We start from the raw sequence: 15,255 nt of genomic DNA on the forward strand, positions 1-15,255 counted from the left end.
TGGTCGATGCCGTCGCCGGGAATCAGGGCAATACGGTGGTTCGCCATGCCGCCGATTCCAGCAAGGCAGCCGGCAGGGCGTCCAAGACGCATTCTGGATCTGCCTTATAACCGACGCCTATCTGTCAGGGGCTGGAGCTGGACGGTACCGCCGTCGTCCAGAAGGCCGCGGCGGCCGGCGACAGGGCGCCACGGCGGCTGACGAGCGAGACCCGCAGCGCGGTCGCGGGTTCGATGTCCAGGACATCGGCCCCCGTCTGCCGGGCGATATCCCGCCAGGACTCCGTCACCACCGCGAGCCCGACCCCGGCCGGCACCAGAGGCAGCAGCGCGACCCGGTGCTCGGTCTCGGCCGCCACGGTGAAGCCGATGCCCTTTTCGGGCGTTGTACTTGTATCCGGTGGATGGCGGGGTGTTGGGAGTTCCTCCCTCAGGAGCACCGCGCGGTGACGCCCGTGGTGGCGACGTCTGGTCTGTGTCGCCTGGTCACGGCCAGGAGTTCAGCTGCAGGGCCGACCAGGGGGCGTTCCGATGCCCATACGGCGCGCAGGACACGGTGCAGTTTGATGCCCTCGACCTCGACGGCTACCAGGCGGCGATCGGCGAGGTCCGTTCGCACAGCGAGTTCACTGATCACTGCCGGGCCGGTCCCGGCGATCACGGCGTTTCGCACGGCCGTCGCCGATCCGAGTTCCAGCAGGGGCCGGGGCTCAGCCGCCCCCGCCCGGCGCAGCGCCTGGTCCAGAGTTTCGCGTGTGCCCGATCCTCGTTCACGGAGGACCAGCGGCGCGGCGGCAAGCTCGGCGACGCCCAGCGGGCGACGGCGGCGTGCCCAGGGGTGACCCGGCGCAACCACCACGAGCAGACGGTCATAGGCGACCCGCCGAGCAGGCAATCCGGCTGGGGCCTGCGGTGACTCGATGAAACCGACATCCACCGCTCCACTGCGCAGCAACTCGGGGACGTGCTCGCTGTTGGTCACCTGGAGACCCACGTACAGCTCCGGCCGCATCCGACGCAGTTCGCCGAGCCAACCCGGTACCAAGTACTCGGCCACAGTCATGCTCGCCGCGACCCGAAGCTCGGCGTCCCGCTTGGTGCGCAACGCCTCCGCGCCGGTGAGCAGACCGTCCAAGTCCTGGAGAACCTGCTGGGCCCAGCCCGCCACGGCCCGACCCGCATCGGTGAGCTGTGATCCGCGCCGCGTCCGCTCCACCAGCACCAGGCCGAGCCTGCGCTCCAGCGTGGACAGCCGTTTGCTGGCCGACGGCTGCGCGAAACCGAGCTGCGCCGCCGCCCTGCTCAGACTCCCTACGTCTCCGACAAGGACGAGCAAGCGCAGCGATTCCAGATCCGGCAACTGGCTCATAGCTCCAGGGTATGGCTCAGGCCAGACCAGCAGTCACACCGCCAGGTGTCCAGCCGCTCTGTCATGCACTCCGGGTATGACGTCCCAAGTTGTTGACCGGTACCGCGCTCCGCGCAGCAGGATGACGATCAGGTCATGATCAAACCAGGACACCTTGTCGGGCGTTCCACGGCCGCTGCCAGGCCGGTTCGTTCACTGGCCCCGGGGCTGCTCGTGGCGGCTATCGGCACGGCTACCGCGTTCTCTGTCAACAAGCTGGTGCCTGCGGTGAGCGCGCTTACCGCCGCGGTGGTGCTCGGGGTCGCCGTAGGGGGTCGTCTTCCGGTGAAGACCCGGGAAGGTCTGGGCTGGGCGACGAAGAAGTTTCTGCGGCTCGGCGTCGTTCTGCTCGGCCTCCAGCTCGGGCTCGGCGAGGTCTTCGGGCTCGGTGCGGGCAAGGTGCTGGCGGTCGTGGTCACCGTGCTTGTGGCCTTCTTCGGAACACTCCTGCTCGGTCGGCTGATCCGAGTGTCGAAGGGGCTCGCGCTGATGGTGGCGACAGGGTTCTCCATCTGCGGTGCGTCGGCGATCGCGGCAATGGACAGTGTCACCGAAAGCGATAGAGAGGACGTAGCGACCGCTGTCACTCTCGTGACCCTTTACGGAAGCGCCACGATCGCGCTCGTACCGTTCGTCGGCCAGGCGCTGGGAATGAGTCCTGAGCACCTCGGGTCCTGGGCAGGACTTTCCGTTCACGAAGTCGCCCAGGTCGTTGCGGCCGCGTCACCGGCGGGCGCCGGGGCGGTTGCCATCGCCGTCGTCATCAAGCTGACCAGGGTCGTCCTGCTCGCCCCGATGGTCGCCGGCGTCAGCATCGTGCAGCGCCGGCGAGGCGGGGCCTCGACGGGGAAACGCCCGGCGATCGTTCCACCGTTCGTCCTCGGTTTCCTGGTCATGATGCTGGTTCGCAGCAGCGGTATCGTGCCGTCGACCGCGCTCTCCGTGGCCAAAGTCGGCACCACGCTGCTCTTCGCCGCCGCACTGTTCGGTCTGGGCAGCGGCGTCAAGATCGGTGCACTGCTTCGCGCGGGAAGGCGAGGTCTTGCCCTGGGCGCTTTGTCCACGCTTCTCGTCGCGGTGGTCGGCTACGGCGCGCTGGCCGTCGTCGGTGTCTGATATCAGAGCCGGCGCGCATCGGCCAGCTGCGTTCTCCAGCCCCCGAACCGGCGGAGAAAGTGCGCTGAGGGTCGGGTGGGCGTGCACGCTTCTCCTCGACGACTGCGACGTGCTGACCCAGTTGGGCGGCCCGACGGCGGCGACGTAGCCACCGGGCCCGGCCTCGAGTAGGACAACATCGTCCAGCGCCCGGTTCCCTTCTGGGCTGGGGCGTCGGCGACGATGTCGACGAGCGGCTTGCCGGTGGCCGAGTAGGTGCGGGCGAGGACTTCGGCGGTGATCTCCATCAGGTAGGAGCTCAGGCGGACGCTGTGCTCATGGTCGTGCCTGCTTCTGGGGGTGAGGAAGGCCGGGCGGGGCGCATGGCCCCGTCCGGCACCGCGGGATGGTGCCCGCGTCGGCCGGGCCAGCAGCGCGACCGCCCGGTCTCTCTGGCGGAAGCACCAGGGCAGGAGCGGAGTGGGGACTTGTACGAGGCGGGGCGGGAGCAGGTCAGTTGCGTCCGGCCATGACGCCGCCGTCGATGTCCCAGACGGCGCCGGTGACCCAGTCGGTCTGGTCCGACAGGAGGAAGGCCACGGTGGCGGCAATGTCGTCGGGGGTGCCGGTCCGGCCGAGGGGGTGGAAGGTGTTGAAGCCGTCGAGCGCGGAGTCGACGTCCGCCTTGGGGTGAACTCCTCATAGATGCGGGTGCGCACGACGGCGGGGGCGACCCCGTTGACGCGGATGCCGTGCGGGGCGAGTTCCATCGCGAGGTGCTGAGTCAGCGAGTGCAGCCCGGCCTTGGCCATCGAGTACGCCGACGAGGGCGTGGCGGCGACGGCCTGATGCGCCCACATGGAGCCGATGTTGACGATGGCTCCCTGCGCGCCGCGGGCGATCATGTTGCCGGTGACGGTCTGGGTGAGGAAGAAGAAGGCCCGGTTGATGGCCTGGTAGCGGTCGTAGTCCTCGGACGTGTGCTCCAGGAAGGGCTTCGGGGCGAAGACACCGGCCGCATTGGCGAGGAGGGTGGCGTCGGCGTGCTCCTCGGTGAGGATGACGCGCAGGCCGTCGACGGCCGCGGGTCGGCGAGGTCGGCTGCCAGGCCGACGGCGTTGCCGTGGGTGGACAGGGCAACTGCCGCTTCGTCGGCGCTGGACTGCGTGCGGCCGGTGACGACGGCGCTGCCGCCGGCGTCGAGGACGTGGCGGGCGACGGCGTAGCCCATGCCGCTGGTGACGCCGGTGACGACGACCTTCTGGCCGGAGAAGTCGAGGGTGGTACTGGACATGTGGTGCTCCTGTTTCAGGCGGGTTGGGGCGATCGGGGCCTCCCGCCACGGCGGCCTCGGCTTCGGTACCGCCGTCGAGGGTTCACACAGTGTCGTAGAGGCGCACCTCGGGTGCCGCCTTCAGCAACGGGGACAGGCCACCGACCACATCGCGGGTGAACAGGTCGCTCGCCAGGTACGCCTGCGCGTCGGCCACGGTCTGGAATCCGTGGAGGACCTGGACGTCCTCGTCGCGGACCAGGAGCTCCTTGCTGGTGGCACCCGGGACGGTTTCCAGGAACGGCTGCTTGTACTTCTCGTACACACCCGCGGCTGCGACACGGTTGGCCGGGTCCACCTGCAGCGTGATCTCAAGATATGCCATGGTTATGCCTCACTCGGTCGGCGCGGATTGAGCGATGCGGTTGATACCGCAACGTGCCTGCCAAATTAGGCGTTCCTCAGGAGGGCCGGTAGAGGATCCCGTTGAATCACGCTATAAGTGACGCGTATGGCTAACGGCGGGCGGCCACGAGGCTGTCGGCAAGGCGGAGCAGGTCCGCACTGAGCGGGGAGTCGGCGCTCCAGACCGCTTCGAAGGAGATCTGCACCTCGCGACCCTCGTCCATCAGGCGCCGGTGGGGCACATTGGGCGAGGTGAGCTTGGAGCGGGGGACCATGGCCGAGCCCAGACCCAGCTTGGTCCAGTCCTCCAGGACCCCGTAGCCGGCGGCTTCTCCCGGATAGGTGCGCAGGGGCATCTCGCGTGCCTGGAAGAGCTGTGTGGTGAAGGTGGTCAGGCCGCAGGTGTCCGGAACGAGGATGAAGCACTCCTTGCTGACTTCTCCGAGTTCGAGCGGAGTCACCTCTGTCACCTCCGCCCCCTCTGCGGAATCGGGACTGATGACGACAATCGGCTCGACGTCGACGACGCGGTGCTCAAAGCGAGGCATCGCGGTGACGGCCGGGATCAGGATGATATCGAGCTGGCCGGCCTGCAAGCATTCGCGCAGGTCCTGCATGTTCGCCTCGCGCAGCACGAGGTCGCGGGGCACGGGAAGGTCGCGCACCTTGCTGAACGCCCGGGCGACCAGATGCGAGCCGATCAGGGGCGAGAGGCCCATGCGGATCTTCTGCTCGCCGAGTTCGGTCAGCCGCCTGGCCTCCGCCGCGACGGCGTCGAGGGCCACCAGGGCGCGCTCGATCAGTGGAAGGATCCGGGTGCCGAAGGCGGTCTGGGTCACGCCGCGCGGCGACCGGTCGAAGAGCTTGTCGCCGAGGCGCTCCTCCAGCTTGGCGATCCCGTTGGACAGGGCTGGCTGGGTGACCCCGTAGGCCCGCGCGGCGGCACTGAACGACTTGGTCTCGGCGACCGCCTGCGCGTAGCGGAGTCCTTCGAGATTCAGGCGGTCCATCATAGCCATGCCTTATCGCTCCATTCACTGATGTCCCCTACCTGGCTTGTTTCCCTCCGCCTACGGTGGGGTCTCTACCACGATTCAGCTGCTAATCCAGCATAACCAGCAGCTATATGCATCATCGTGTTCGGATTGGAAAGGCACCATGTCAGACACCACTGCCGTGGCCATGGTCGTGACCGAGCCCCGAGGCCCTGTTCACCTCTCCGTGGCCGAGACGCCATCGCCGACCGGCAGGTCGGTCCGTGTCTCCGTTACGGCGAGCGGCGTATGCAACGCCGACATCGGAACGGCCGCGGCCACCGGCGCGGGTACGTCCTTCCCGGTGACCCCGGGGCATGAGGTTGCCGGTGTCATCGCCGAGCTGGGCGACCAGGTGGAGGGCTGGTCGGTCGGGGACCGCGTGGCCGTCGGCTGGTTCGGCGGCAGCTGCGGGCACTGCGCATACTGCCGGGCGGGCGACGTCGTCCACTGCCCCGAACGCAAGGTGCCCGGCCTGTCCTACCCGGGCGGCTGGGCCCAGAGCATCACCGTGCCCACTGACGCGCTCGCGCGCATCCCCGACGAGCTCGACCTGTTCGACGCCGCCCCGTTCGGCTGCGCGGGCGTGACGACCTTCAACGCCGTCCGCAAGGCCGGTACGCGCGAGGGCGGTCGCGTCGGCGAGGGCGGTCGCGTCGCCGTGTTCGGGCTCGGCGGACTGGGCCACCTCGCCGTTCAGTTCGCGGCGAAGCTCGGCTACGAGACCATCGCCATCGCCCGGGGCGGCGACCGCGAGAAGCTTGCCCGCGACCTCGGCGCCCACCGCTATATCGACAGCGACGCCCAGGCGCCCGGGGCCGCTCTCGCGGAACTCGGCGGCGCCGATCTCATCGTCTACACCGCCTCCTCCACCACCCCCGTGGACGAGCTGCTCACCGGGCTGAACGTGCACGGACAGCTCACCCTCGTCGGCGTCGACGCGGGATCCGTGACCGTTCCGGCGGCCCAACTCGTCATGAACGGCCACACCCTCACCGGACACCTGACCGGCAGCGCCCGCGAGACAGAAGACGCGATGCAGTTCGCCGTCACCAACGGCGTACGGCCCATGATCGAGCGCATGCCGCTGGAGCAGGCCGGCGAAGCCGTGACCCGGCTGCGCTCCGGGGCTCCCCGCTTCCGCATCGTCCTGGACACCAGGCGCACGGCAGCCGACGGCCAGTAATCACACCCTTCCGGCCGCTCCGCGTCACGGCCACGGCCGCGGCCACGGCCACGGCTCGGAGTGCCCGCCGCCTGCGTTGACGCCACCGGCTCGGCACGCTCCAGAAGCCGGACGCCGAAACACCACCGACAACAGCGGGGGTTCGGCCTGATCAAAAAGGAACCCACATATGTCCCACCAGGCCAGCCACAACGTGATCGTGGTTGGCGCCGGCGCCTCCGGACTGGCCGCGGCCACCGCTCTGCTCGCCGCCGGCCGCGACACGGTTTGCCTGGAGGCCCGCGACCGCATCGGCGGACGTCTGCTCTCTGCCCCCACATCGCACCCCGAGCGGGCCCTCGACCTGGGAGCCACCTGGTTCTGGGACGGTGAGGAGCGCGTGCGGACCCTGGCCGTGCGCAGTGGCATCGAGATCTTCGACCAGCACCTCGCCGGCGACACCATCCTTCAGGAGACCACCGGCACACGCCGCTTTGCCGGCAACCTGATCGACGCGCCCTCGCGCCGTTTCGCCGCGGGATCCCAGAGCCTCACCACCGCCCTCGCCGCCGCGCTGCCCACCGAATCCCTGCGGCTGAATACGCCCGTCACCGCCATTCGCCCACACGGCCAGGGCGGCCTTGCCGTGCTCACCCCGGCCGGAACCCTGCACGCCGAGCACGTCATCCTGGCCGTCCCCCCGGCCCTGGCGCTGGAGCACATCGACTTCGGCGACGCACTTCCCGCCGACCTCGTGCGCCTCGCCCGGTCCACGCCGGTCTGGATGGGTGCCGTCGCCAAGGTCGTCGCCCAGTACCCCTCCGCCTTCTGGCGGGAGGCCGGGCTGGCCGGTGCGGCGTTCAGCAGGACCGGCCCACTCCAGGAGATCCACGACATGTCGGGGCCTGACGGCCGACCTGCCGCACTCTTCGGGTTCGCGCACGCGCGCACCGTCGGCCCGGGCTTCGAAGAGGCCGTCACCGCACAGCTCGCGCGGCTCTTCGGCCCGGCCGCGGCCACCCCCGATGTCCTGCACGTACAGAACTGGAGCGCCGAGCGGTGGACGTCCCCGTCCACCGTGCAGCGCCTTTCCGACTACTCGTTCTTCGGCCACCTCCTCTATCAGCGGCCGGCGCTGGACGGCCGTCTGCACTGGGCGTCGACGGAGACAGCGACCGACCACGCCGGACACATCGAAGGCGCCCTCGCTGCCGGAGAGCGAGCAACGCAGACCGTACTGGCGGCGCTCGGCGCCCCGAACACCTTGGTGGCCGGAGAGAAGGATTCCACCAGTTACCTCGAATGGCGGGAATGGGTCGGCGGCGACTACTGCGCCGACGGGCACTGACACCGAGCCCGTTCCACGGCAACCGCGTCGAACCCCGACAACATCCGCGGCCGGCAGGCGCACCCAGGAGCTCGGCCATACAAGGCGGTGATGCGGACATTCGACTCCGTCCCCTACCGGCCCGCGATCCGGATCTCTACATTGGCGTCGGTGCGACGGCGTCAGCCGCACCACGTCGGACGTTCGGGAGCAAGACATCGCGATGGCTCATCGGCAGGCCGTCCTGCGGCCAGGTCCGGCCGCAAGGCCCGTACACCACCGTCGCCTTCGGAAACCCACAGACCGCCACCCCGAGTGGCGCGACCCTCCGACGGCCGACAGGTGACCACCGGGTCCCCCGGACCATCGAGCTGTCCCTTCCCTCGGTCCCACGTCGGCCGACTGCGGCGGTCCGTCGCGACATAACTCGGGCAGCGCCTTCATGGCCTCACCCCCGCCGGCTACTTCAAGGAGGAGTCATGTACGAGCTGGAAGCGCTGCTGCGTGAATACGACCGTGCCCGCGCCTACACCGACGAGCTGTGGCAGGACCTGACTCCGGACGAGGTGATCTGGCGTCCGCGCGAGGACTTCAGCGCCATCGGATGGCATCTCGGCCACCAGGCCCACGTCGCCCACTTCATGATCCGCAATCTGACCGCGGCCGAGCCCAGTCCCGATCCCGCTCTGGACTCCCTGATGGACTCCGCGTTGCCGGAACAGTTCCGGGGCGCGCTGCCGACGGTGCGTCGGCTCACGGCCTTCAGGGACACCGTCGCCGAGCGGGTGCACGCCCGCATCGGTGACATCGCGGCCGGGAAGGTGAGTGCCCCCACACAGATGACCATCGTCGGGACGCAGCTGCTGACCGCACTCATCAACCATGAGTACCAGCACGACCAGTGGATCGGCGAAGTCCGTTCCGAGCACCTCGGGCATGCACTGCCTACCGATCCGGACTCCGACCATGTCCACCGTATCGACGGCTACCTCGTCCTGCACCCCTACGTGTGACGCGCGGAGTGCGGCCGGCGGCCTGACCGTGACCGGGTGTGACGTGAGGTGATGTCAGTTCTTCCCCGGTTCAGCGCGGCAGGGACGATGGCGAGTGCGTGGGCGTGTGCGACGCGTGCTCCCTGGCCGTCCTTCGCCCTGCGAGAAGGTCTTCCTCACCTCGCCGGCGCACTCGCGCACTCTGTGCGCGGCCCGCACGTGACCGGTCGCGGGCGGCCCAGGCCCGATCCGGGCCGCCGTGTACCGACCACAGGTGAAGCCGCCCGCCCCGCCGAGATCCCAGAAGGAGTGCCGGTACGTGACCGCATCACAGGACATACGCGCGGTGCCATGGCAGGCCGCGGCACAGGTGCGCGCCGCGCAGAAGCGCGCGGTCCGGACCCTGGCCGCAGCGCAGATCGTCGGCGGGGTAGGCGTCGGCGTATCGGTGTCGATCGGTTCGTTGCTGGCCGAGTCAGTCGCCCAGAGCGAGACCTACGCCGGATTGGCTCGCACCGCCACGACGGCGGGCGCCGCCGCGGTCGGTGTGCCTCTTGCCCTCCTCGCGCAACGGCGAGGGCGCCGGTCCTCCCTGAGCGCCGGATGGCTCGCCGCCGCCCTCGGCGGAGTCCTGCTCGTGGGCTCGGCGGTGAGCAGATCAATACCCCTGCTCGTAGTGGGGATGCTGGTCTTCGGCATCGGAAACGCGACGAACCAGCAGAGCCGCCACGCGGCCGCCGACCTGGCCGCGCCGCACCGCCGGGCCCAGGCTCTGTCCATCGTGGTGTGGTCGACGACCATCGGTTCGGTGATCGGGCCCAACCTCGCCGATCCCGGTGCCGGCGTGGCATCGGCTCTGCACCTCCCTCGGCTGGCCGGCGCGTTCGTCCTGGCCACCGTCTGCATGGCGCTGGCATCGGTACTGCTGTGGGTCTGGCTCCGCCCTGACCCGCTCCTGCTGGCCCGGCAGCACCAGGACGCTGACAAGCAACCGGAAAGCGGCTCGAGTTCCCGGGCGGCACAAGTCGAGGCCACAAAAGAGGCGGGGCAGTCGCAGACCGGCACGCTGCGCGCGGGCCTGCGTCATCTTCGCCACGCCCCGCGGGCGGCCTTCGCGTTCGTGACCATTGTCGTGGCCCACACGGTCATGGGGGCCATCATGACGATGACGCCCGTCAGCATGTCCGAAGACGGCGCGAACCTCACCATCGTCGGCGTCACCATAAGCGGCCATCTGCTGGGCATGTACGCGCTCTCGCCCATCGTCGGCTGGCTCGCCGACCGGATCGGCCATCTGCCGACGGCGGTGGCCGGGCAGGCCATTTTCATCGCGTCCGCACTGCTGTCGGGCCTGAGTCACGGCTCGGTCGGCATGGTGATGGCAGGACTGTTCCTCCTGGGGCTGGGCTGGTCGTTCAGCCTGGTGGCCGGCTCAGCGATGCTCAGCGAGGCCACGCCCGCGGCTCTCCGGCCCGGAGTGCAGGGCACCACGGACACCGCGATGAACGTCGTCGCAGCGGTGGGCGCCGGCCTGGCCGGGCCCCTCATGGGCTGGATTGGCTTCGGCGGGCTGAACGCCGTCGCCGCGGCCTTCGTCCTGCCCGTAATCGCCTTCTGGATCTTCCTCTGCCGTCGGCCGGTCTGATGCGGCACGTGCACTCCTTCGCCCGAGGAGCGCTCATACCGGTGTGGGCGCCTGGGCGCCGATGTCGTCGGGGGTGGCGATGCGTTCGATCCGCGGGTGGGCGAGCCGGACGTAGTCGCCGCCGGAGATGACGGCGGAGCGGTCGAGGCGGGCGGCGTTGAAGTAGAGCTGTGGACGGGTGACGATCTCGGGGTCGGCGACGAGTTCGAGATCGGGATCGAACGCGAAGGGGAGGACCGTGCCGGGGACGGCGTGGGCCAGTCGTTCGGCGGTCGCCGCGTCGCTGAATCCGACGTAGCGGGCGTCGAACAGCCGGCGGACGGCGTCCAGGTCGACGCGCCGGTCGCCGGGGACGACCGCGAGCACGTGGCGGGTGGTGCGCCGGTCGGTCTTGACTCTGAGGATGATGCACTTGGCTGCGTGGGACACGGGGTGACCGCGCAGGGCACTGACCGATTCCGTGGTGCCGTCCGGTTCATGGTCGATGAGCCGATAGGGGGTCTGGGTGGTGTCGAACAGGGCGATCAGACGCTGGTAGGTGTCGGGGTGGGGCACGTGCTGTCCTCTTCCACGGTTTTGGCGGCGGCGGCGGTGGCGGCGGCGGTGCGATGGGTGCGTTCGATGGCCTGGCCCCAGTACGTTCCGGCGATCATGAGCACGGCGCCGAGGGAGGCCAAGACGGTGAGCCGTTCGCCGCCGAAACTGATCCCGATCGCGACGGCCCAGATCGGTTCGGTGCCCAGCAGCAGGCTGGCCCGGCTGGCGGAGGTGCGTTGCACGGCCCAGGTCTGGACGAGGAAGGCGAACACGCTGCAGAACAGGGCGAGATAGATCAGCTGCGACCATGTGGTGGCGCTGCTGTGGGCAAGGTCGGGCAGCTGCATGAGGGCGGGCACCAGGAACAACGCCGAGCCGACGACTGTCTGCGCGGTCGTCAGATGGAGCGGATCCATGGGGTGGCGGGCGGTGAGCCGTCCGACGAGCGCGACGTGCCCGGCCCGTACAACCGCGGCGGCGAGCACCAGGGCGTCGCCGAGCCGTAGCGCGTGCAATCCGCTGCTGGAGGTGAGCAGCCCGACGGCCAGCACGCACAGGCCGGCGGCGACGAAGAACGTCCAGGGCAGTCCGCGGCTGCTCGCGGTCCGGTCCAGCAGCGGCGTCAGCACAATGGTCAGGCTGATGATCAGCCCGGCGTTCGCGGCGCTGGTGTGCGCGACCCCGTAGGTCTCCAGTACCAGAACGGCTGCCTGCGTAACCCCCAGCAGCGACCCGGCGCGGACCTCCGCGCGGGTCCAGCGGCGCGCCCGGCGACAGGAGGCGACCAAGGCTCCGCACGCGAGCGCGGAGATCGCGTATCGGGCGAACAGCACGGTGGTAACCGGGAGCGCGCCGGTGGCCGTCTTGGCCGCCAGGTAGCTGGAACCCCAGACCAGCGCGATCAGGAACAGCGCTACATCGGTACGGCGTGCAACGGGCATATGCCCACGCTGCACCATCAGGATGTTGAAGACAATCACCAGCTTCTAAAGCAAAGCTGTAGCATCCCTACACCGAGACCTACACTGTCCGCATGGATGAGCGGCAACTTCAGATCCTGCGGGAACTGGGAGAACTGGGCAGTGTCAGTGCGGTCGCCAAGGCACTGCATGTGACGCCTTCCGCCATCTCGCAGCAGTTGCGCTTGCTGCAGCGCTCGATCCCCGTCCCGCTCACCGAGCGCGCCGGGCGCCGGGTGGTGCTGACCGAAGCCGGGCAAGCCCTGGCCCGCGCGGCCATCGAGGTGGAGACGGCCCTGGCCCGGGCGCGACACACCATCGCCGACTTCGCCGAACAGCCCGACGGCGACGTCTCGCTGGCGGCGTTCCACAGCGCGGCCTCCGCGTTCTTCCCCCTGGTGCTGCGCAGCCTCGCCGGGCCGGGCCACCCACGACTGGCTCTCGCCGACGAAGATGTCGCCCAGGACCGCTTCCCCGCCCTCACCCGTGAGTACGACCTCGTTCTCGCCCACCGCCTCGACCACGGCCCACCCTGGCCACGCACCGTCACCGCCAGCACCCTGCTGCGAGAGCCGCTCGATGTCGCCCTGCCGACCGGCCACCCGCTGGCCTCCAAGTCGCTGCTCATGCCACATGACGTGGCCGACCAGCCCTGGATCACCGTCCACGACGGCTTCCCCCTTATGACCACCATCGAAGCCATCGCCAGTGTCGCCAACCGCCGCCTCGACATCGCCCACCGCATCAACGAATTCGCCGTGGTCGCCGAGGCCGTAGCCGCCGGCGGCGGCCTGGCGCTGATGCCACGCTGGACAGCCCGCGAGCACCCCAACCTCGTCCTGCGGCCGCTGGGCGCAGTCCACGCCCGACGCCACATCGATGTCCTCCACCGACCGGAACGCACCGCACGACGGGCCGTCCGAACCGTCCTCGCCGAGTTGCACCGCGCCGCCGCAGAGATCCAAAGCCAGGACACCCACGCGTCCGAGCGCGCTTGACCGTGGCGGCGGCCAGAAAGACACCGCACGCCGCCAGTGGGTGCCGGAAACCTGTGTAGCGCACCCGGAACGAGCGTCAATTACAAGTTGACGACTCCGCATCGTCAACTTACGATTGACGCATGAGCCCACTCGACATCAGCCTCGCCGACCTGATCGCCCGTCTCGATGAGGAACTTTCCGACGCCGACGAACTGGCCCGCATCAGCGAGGCGCGGCTTCGTGCCCAGACCCTGTCCGACCTCGGTGACCAGCTCATCGACCACTACGTCAGCAAGGCCAAGCGGACCGGCGCGTCGTGGACCGAGATCGGCGACGCCATCGGGGTGTCCAAACAGGCCGCCCAGCAACGCCACAAGCCCGCCGCATTTGACCGGTTCACCAATCTGAACCGGCACAGCATCGTGCTGGCACAGGAGGCCGCCCGAACCCACAGGCACGACTTCATCGGCACCGAACACATCCTGCTCGGCCTGCTCGGCGAACCGCAGGGCCTGGCGTACGAGGTGCTGATGGCGAAAACCGAGTCGGAGCAACGCATCCGCGACGCGATCGAGGAAGCGATGCCGCCGGCCGGACAGAAGGCGCTGCGAGGTCACATCCCGTTCCGGCCGGAGAGCAAGGAGGCCATCGAGCAGGCGCACCGCGCGTCGGCCGACCTCGGCCACGACTGGGTCGGCACGGAACACACACTGCTGGGCCTGATCCGCGCCGAGGAGAGCCCCGCCGCGCAGATCCTGCGCAACCTCCGCTTCACGTCGGACGAGTTGCACGAGACGGTCAAGACCGAGATCGCCAAACGGCTCGCCGTGCGCGACAAGCAGTAACGAAACGAGCCGCCGCCGCGCCAAACCGGACCGATATCCCGCCGCAGGTCAGGCAGCGCGCCTGCTCACCCGTGATCAGCTCTGTTCGGTCAGGCGATGGGGTCGCCGACGGCCCCGCCGGTGGCCGTGCGGATCGCGTGGGCGAAGCGCACGGCGGCGGCCTTCACCTCGGTCAGTTCCGTGGAGTCGGCGCCGGTTCCGACACCGGCGCCGGCGCCGGCGAGGAATGCGACGCCGATCTGCTCATCCAGCACCCGCACCACCGCGGCGGTGGCCGCGGCGTGCAGCCGCACTTCCAGATCACCTGCCGGGCGCCCCAGTCGGCCGCCGATGATCACGCGCATCTGCTGTTCGGTCTGGTCACAGGCCATCAGCCAGGCCGTGCGCAGCGCCGGTTCAGTGTCGGCAAGCCGGATCATCTTCATCGCCAGCATCTCATCGGCCAAGTCGACCGGCCGCGTCTCGTACTGGAGCCGGACCAGCTCCCCCGCCAGGTGGTCTTCGAGGGACCTGTCCTTCGGCCAGCTGTGCAGCACGCTCATCAAGGTGACGACGCCCTGCATGACGATCGGCTCGGCGCAGGCTTCCTTGCTGCGGAAGTGGCGCCAGATGGTGCGCGTGGACAGCCCCACCGCATCGGCGATCTGGTCGCCGCTGGTCGCGGCCACGCCCTGCTTCCAGAACAGGCGCGCCGCCTCCCGGGAGATCTCCAGCCGCAGCCGCGTACGCCGCCGCTCGCTCATCCCTCCCACAGGGCGATTCCCCGTCGCCATAACATTCATCAACCCTTCTCCTTCTCCGTCCACAAGCGGCATGACGTCGCCAAGTGAGCCGATGCGCGGCGGTGCGCGGCGGCGGTGGTGTTACCAGCTGAGGGCGTTGTCCATCGACTGCTGCCAGTACGTGACGCTCAGGGAGTCATCCACGTAGACGCCCTCGGCGGGCAGAGACGGGTGGGCGACCCAGGAGGTGTTCTCCCCGGCGCGGTCCCGGAAGGTGACGGCGAGGGATTTCACGGTGTGGCCGTTCGTGCCACTGCCGTCGGTGGCCGACAGGTTCACCGCCGCGTAGCCGGACTTGCCCGGGGCAAGCGTGACGACGGCCTGCGGCTTGGAGTCCTCGTTGACCCGCGGCACCGACTGGGCCTCGCCGAAGCGGGCGGCCGGGTAGCCGTAGAGGTCGCAGGGGGCGCTGCCGGTGTTGGTGACCGTGAGCAGCATGTGGTTCACCGGGCGATTCACCGGGGACGCAACCGTCTTGATGCTGGAACTCTTGCAGGCGACGGCCTTGTTGCCACTCGCACCGGCGCCGCCGGACTTCACATCCTTACCGGCGGACGAGCCGGAGGACGAGCGAGAGGAGGAGCCGGTCGAGGAGCCAGCCGGGGAGCCACCTGCCGACGAGCCCTCATCAGACTCCCCCGATCCGTCGCTGCACGCGGTCAGGGCGAGAGCGGCGATCGCGACGGCTGCGGTGGCGGTCAGCAGGCGGGTACGGGTGTCCCGGACACTGGACATGTGGGTGGTGTGCCCTTCTGTGGTGCATGGGGGGTGCTGGATGACCGGAGTCTGTTGGGTGATCCGTCCCAGCC

The 15,255-nt window shown here is 69.4% G+C and carries 17 protein-coding genes and 2 pseudogenes; 7 read left to right on the forward strand and 12 right to left on the reverse strand.

All coding sequences use genetic code 11. The features are described from left to right. Positions 1 to 124: 124 nt before the first annotated feature. Both ACFV2X_RS20205 and ACFV2X_RS20210 read right to left on the reverse strand, forming a co-directional pair. Positions 125 to 379, reverse strand: a pseudogene (locus tag ACFV2X_RS20205) (LysR substrate-binding domain-containing protein); the annotation flags it as partial. Positions 380 to 429: 50 nt separating this feature from the next. Further along, complete coding sequence (locus ACFV2X_RS20210; RefSeq protein ID WP_385618110.1) at positions 430 to 1,368, reverse strand: LysR family transcriptional regulator; 939 nt, start codon at positions 1,366 to 1,368, stop codon at positions 430 to 432. Positions 1,369 to 1,503: 135 nt separating this feature from the next. Here ACFV2X_RS20210 and ACFV2X_RS20215 point away from each other — a divergent pair, with 135 nt between their 5' ends. Continuing rightward, on the forward strand, positions 1,504 to 2,523 hold the full coding sequence (locus ACFV2X_RS20215; protein WP_385618113.1) for a YeiH family protein: 1,020 nt from the start codon (positions 1,504 to 1,506) through the stop codon (positions 2,521 to 2,523). Positions 2,524 to 2,525: 2 nt separating this feature from the next. On the opposite strand, the gene ACFV2X_RS20220 is transcribed toward ACFV2X_RS20215, so the two are convergent. The 6 genes and pseudogenes from ACFV2X_RS20220 to ACFV2X_RS20245 all read right to left on the reverse strand — a co-directional run bounded on the left by ACFV2X_RS20220 (position 2,526) and on the right by ACFV2X_RS20245 (position 5,199). Next, positions 2,526 to 3,014: a hypothetical protein gene (locus tag ACFV2X_RS20220; protein ID WP_385618213.1), complete on the reverse strand. Its 489-nt coding sequence runs from the start codon at positions 3,012 to 3,014 to the stop codon at positions 2,526 to 2,528. A 1-nt stretch (position 3,015) separates the two neighbouring features. Then, positions 3,016 to 3,102, reverse strand: a complete 87-nt coding sequence (locus ACFV2X_RS20225; RefSeq protein ID WP_385618215.1) for a hypothetical protein — start codon at positions 3,100 to 3,102, stop codon at positions 3,016 to 3,018. 128 nt (positions 3,103 to 3,230) lie between these two features. Beyond that, a pseudogene (locus ACFV2X_RS20230) lies at positions 3,231 to 3,500 on the reverse strand (SDR family NAD(P)-dependent oxidoreductase); the annotation flags it as partial. Continuing rightward, positions 3,404 to 3,796, reverse strand: coding sequence for an SDR family NAD(P)-dependent oxidoreductase (locus ACFV2X_RS20235; RefSeq protein ID WP_385618116.1), 393 nt, complete (start codon positions 3,794 to 3,796; stop codon positions 3,404 to 3,406). The gene ACFV2X_RS20235 and the pseudogene ACFV2X_RS20230, both read right to left, overlap by 97 nt. An 82-nt stretch (positions 3,797 to 3,878) precedes the next feature. Continuing rightward, entirely contained in the window at positions 3,879 to 4,160 is a 282-nt protein-coding gene (locus tag ACFV2X_RS20240) for a hypothetical protein (protein ID WP_385618118.1), read from the reverse strand. A 130-nt stretch (positions 4,161 to 4,290) separates the two neighbouring features. Continuing rightward, the gene (locus ACFV2X_RS20245; RefSeq protein WP_385618120.1) at positions 4,291 to 5,199 is read right to left on the reverse strand and encodes a LysR family transcriptional regulator; all 909 of its coding nucleotides are present in this window, start codon (positions 5,197 to 5,199) and stop codon (positions 4,291 to 4,293) included. Between the two features lie 139 nt (positions 5,200 to 5,338). On the opposite strand from ACFV2X_RS20245, the gene ACFV2X_RS20250 reads away from it, so the two are divergent. The 4 genes from ACFV2X_RS20250 (at position 5,339) to ACFV2X_RS20265 (ending at position 10,343) form a co-directional block, all read left to right on the forward strand. After that, on the forward strand, positions 5,339 to 6,400 hold the full coding sequence (locus ACFV2X_RS20250; protein WP_385618122.1) for an alcohol dehydrogenase catalytic domain-containing protein: 1,062 nt from the start codon (positions 5,339 to 5,341) through the stop codon (positions 6,398 to 6,400). Positions 6,401 to 6,569: 169 nt separating this feature from the next. Next, on the forward strand, positions 6,570 to 7,727 hold the full coding sequence (locus ACFV2X_RS20255) for a flavin monoamine oxidase family protein (RefSeq protein ID WP_385618124.1): 1,158 nt from the start codon (positions 6,570 to 6,572) through the stop codon (positions 7,725 to 7,727). Positions 7,728 to 8,185: 458 nt separating this feature from the next. Next, positions 8,186 to 8,719: a DinB family protein gene (locus ACFV2X_RS20260; protein ID WP_385618126.1), complete on the forward strand. Its 534-nt coding sequence runs from the start codon at positions 8,186 to 8,188 to the stop codon at positions 8,717 to 8,719. A gap of 298 nt (positions 8,720 to 9,017) precedes the next feature. After that, complete coding sequence (locus ACFV2X_RS20265) at positions 9,018 to 10,343, forward strand: MFS transporter (RefSeq protein ID WP_385618128.1); 1,326 nt, start codon at positions 9,018 to 9,020, stop codon at positions 10,341 to 10,343. A 33-nt stretch (positions 10,344 to 10,376) separates the two neighbouring features. On the opposite strand, the gene ACFV2X_RS20270 is transcribed toward ACFV2X_RS20265, so the two are convergent. Both ACFV2X_RS20270 and ACFV2X_RS20275 read right to left on the reverse strand, forming a co-directional pair. After that, entirely contained in the window at positions 10,377 to 10,898 is a 522-nt protein-coding gene (locus ACFV2X_RS20270) for a YbaK/EbsC family protein (RefSeq protein ID WP_385618131.1), read from the reverse strand. Next, positions 10,868 to 11,821, reverse strand: coding sequence for a DMT family transporter (locus ACFV2X_RS20275; protein WP_385618133.1), 954 nt, complete (start codon positions 11,819 to 11,821; stop codon positions 10,868 to 10,870). The genes ACFV2X_RS20270 and ACFV2X_RS20275 overlap by 31 nt, the downstream gene beginning before the upstream one ends. 92 nt (positions 11,822 to 11,913) lie before the next feature. On the opposite strand from ACFV2X_RS20275, the gene ACFV2X_RS20280 reads away from it, so the two are divergent. Together ACFV2X_RS20280 and ACFV2X_RS20285 are read left to right on the forward strand one after the other, a co-directional pair. Further along, on the forward strand, positions 11,914 to 12,837 hold the full coding sequence (locus ACFV2X_RS20280) for a LysR family transcriptional regulator (RefSeq protein ID WP_385618135.1): 924 nt from the start codon (positions 11,914 to 11,916) through the stop codon (positions 12,835 to 12,837). Positions 12,838 to 12,959: 122 nt separating this feature from the next. Next, the gene (locus tag ACFV2X_RS20285) at positions 12,960 to 13,664 is read left to right on the forward strand and encodes a Clp protease N-terminal domain-containing protein (RefSeq protein ID WP_385618137.1); all 705 of its coding nucleotides are present in this window, start codon (positions 12,960 to 12,962) and stop codon (positions 13,662 to 13,664) included. An 89-nt stretch (positions 13,665 to 13,753) separates the two neighbouring features. Here the strand turns inward: ACFV2X_RS20285 and ACFV2X_RS20290 are convergent, their stop codons facing one another. Both ACFV2X_RS20290 and ACFV2X_RS20295 read right to left on the reverse strand, forming a co-directional pair. Then, positions 13,754 to 14,479, reverse strand: a complete 726-nt coding sequence (locus tag ACFV2X_RS20290; protein WP_385618140.1) for a TetR/AcrR family transcriptional regulator — start codon at positions 14,477 to 14,479, stop codon at positions 13,754 to 13,756. 48 nt (positions 14,480 to 14,527) lie between these two features. After that, positions 14,528 to 15,181 (reverse strand): DUF4232 domain-containing protein, encoded by a 654-nt coding sequence (locus ACFV2X_RS20295; protein WP_385618143.1) that lies wholly within the window; start codon positions 15,179 to 15,181, stop codon positions 14,528 to 14,530. Positions 15,182 to 15,255 lie beyond the last annotated feature (74 nt).

The organism is Streptomyces sp. NPDC059679 (assembly GCF_042734105.1).
In the GTDB taxonomy this organism is placed as follows: Bacteria; Actinomycetota; Actinomycetes; order Streptomycetales; family Streptomycetaceae; genus Streptomyces.